The organism is Desulfovibrio sp. 1214_IL3152 (genome assembly GCF_036763055.1).
Classification (GTDB): domain Bacteria; phylum Desulfobacterota; class Desulfovibrionia; order Desulfovibrionales; family Desulfovibrionaceae; genus Desulfovibrio.
On the sequence record NZ_JBAIYW010000008.1, the window covers coordinates 1 to 2,222 of the forward strand.

The window sequence follows — 2,222 nt, forward strand, 5'->3', positions numbered from 1 at the left end:
GGACAGCGCCGCAACCTCGAGTGGCAGGCCCTTCAGGCCCTGCGCGAACTGCGCCGCATGCTGCGCGCCGAAAGCAAGGAAAAATGCGTTTACGGCACCTCTGCTGAACTGGCCCTGTATCTGCTCAACCACAAGCGCGACAGTCTGCGTGAAATGGAGCAGGATTACGGAAAATGTCTGGAAATATCCGTTCGTCCGTAACGAGCGTCAGCGGCACGTCCTCCGGAAAGCCTGACTTTCCGGAGGACGCCGGTGTTCATATGCCCTCTCTCGCAAACGACGCCCCTATCTGCGGCGCTACAGCGGCATCGGAAGAACTGTCCCCCATCCCGCGCAGCCTTTTGCTGCATGTCTGTTGCGGGCCGTGCGCCATCATGCCCGCAACCCGGCTGCTGGATGAAGGCTTTGCAGTTACCGCCTGGTACATGAACCCCAACATCCATCCGCTTTCGGAATATCTGCGCCGCAGGGACGCTGCCGCTGAGTGCGCACACCATCTGGGCATACCCATTTTGTATGACGATGCCAGCTGGAACGTTACCGCATGGCTGCGCGCTGTGGCCGGGCGCGATGCTGCTCCACAGCGCTGTGCCTATTGCTGTACCAGCCGCATGGAAGCGGCCTTTGCCGCTGCCGCCCGGCTGGGCTTTGCCTTTGTGAGCAGCAGCCTGCTCTATTCCCGCTATCAGCCCCATGATGTCATCCGCGAGGCTGGAGCGCGGCTGGCACAGGCCACAGGCCCGGATTTCGTGTACCGTGATTTTCGCGCAGACTGGCAGGAAGGCATTGACCGCTCCAAGTCTCTTGAGTTGTACCGGCAGCCTTATTGCGGCTGTATTTATAGTGAAGCCGAGCGCTACGAAAAAAAATTGACCCGGCTCATAAAAAAATAATCTGTAATTTTTACACTTTTTGCTTGACCTTACCCCGGATTTTCCGTAAACACTTCCTTGCCTGAACGATCCCCGATAGCTCAATCGGCAGAGCGGGTGACTGTTAATCACTAGGTTGGCGGTTCAAGTCCGTCTCGGGGAGCCAAAAAGAAATCAAGGGCTTACGGTGTACGTAAGCCCTTTTTTCATGTCTTTTTTGCACCAAATTGCACCAAGTCTGCACCATGCCTGCCGCATTGCCCGCTTTTTTTGCCACAACACGCGCAATTGTTGCGGGATTTGCCCCGATTTGCCCTCAGCTTGTTCCAGGTGCTTACGCCTCCCCTGCCTGCCTTCAGGCTGTCTGCAATCAAGCACCGGCCTCACGGACCCGCTTTGCCCTTTACGCTACCGACACAGCATACTATGGGCCACCACGAGACTCTCCAGCAAAAGGCAAGCCAGCTTCAAGAACACGCATTGGGCAAAGCTTGTGTCCCCGTGCCCTGTCGTATCGCGGCCCAAAGAACAGGCATCCTGTTTTCATGGCAGACGGCTGTAGTGCCTGCTGCGTAAAAACGCCATCTGGGCCGTTTCAACACGATACTGCCCTGCTGATCAGCTTTTGCCATTCTGGCCCCACACGGCGGCACTGCGCCCCCTGCCGCGCGGAAGACGCAAAAAACAGCAAATCCCCCGAAAAATCAGGGGATTTGCTGTTTACTGTTATCTTATTACGGCAGAACTGCCGCTGTCGGCCTGCCGCTAGGCCATGTCTTCCGTAAGGATCATGTTACGTGCGGCTCCGGTTTCGTCCATACGGCGCGCAGGCAGCGTGACGGGAGCGTCCAGCAGGGCCTGCGGATCGCTCTTGGCCTGAAGCATGATCTCTTCCAGAGCCTGCACAAAGGAATCCAGGGTTTCCTTGCTTTCGGTTTCCGTCGGCTCAGCCATGATGCATTCATGCACGATAAGCGGGAAGTAGATGGTCGGCGCATGGAAGCCGCGGTCCAGCAGGGCCTTGGCAATATCCAGAGCGCGGGTTTCCTGCGGGGCCGAAGCCACGAACTCGTGAGCGCACAGCCTGTCGGCATAGGGAATGTCCAGCGTGTTCTCAAGCTTCTTTTTCAGATAGTTGGCATTGAGCACCGCATATTCCGAAGCGCGGGCAAGGCCCTCGCCTCCCAGGCGCAGCATGTAGGCCAGCGCTTTGACCATGACGCCGAAGCTGCCGTAGAACGGCCCCATATAGCCTATGGACTGCGGCACATCGTAGTCGAGGAAATAGGAGGCGTCTTCGCGCTTGCGCACGCGGGGCGCGGGCAGGAAGGGCAGCAGGCATTCGCTCAC

General features: G+C 57.9%; 1 protein-coding gene, 1 tRNA gene and 2 pseudogenes. 3 read left to right on the plus strand and 1 reads right to left on the minus strand.

Annotated features, from left to right (window positions below; translation table 11 throughout):
* From V6C07_RS00100 to V6C07_RS00110, 3 genes and pseudogenes are all read left to right on the plus strand, one after another.
* Positions 1-201: pseudogene (locus V6C07_RS00100) on the plus strand (Rne/Rng family ribonuclease); the annotation flags it as partial.
* 59 nt (positions 202-260) lie between these two features.
* Complete coding sequence (locus V6C07_RS00105) at positions 261-893, plus strand: epoxyqueuosine reductase QueH (protein ID WP_333534300.1); 633 nt, start codon at positions 261-263, stop codon at positions 891-893.
* Positions 894-962: 69 nt separating this feature from the next.
* Positions 963-1,038 (plus strand) — tRNA-Asn (locus tag V6C07_RS00110).
* 599 nt (positions 1,039-1,637) lie between these two features.
* Here the strand turns inward: V6C07_RS00110 and V6C07_RS00115 are convergent.
* Positions 1,638-2,222: pseudogene (locus V6C07_RS00115) on the minus strand (aminomethyl-transferring glycine dehydrogenase subunit GcvPB); the annotation flags it as partial.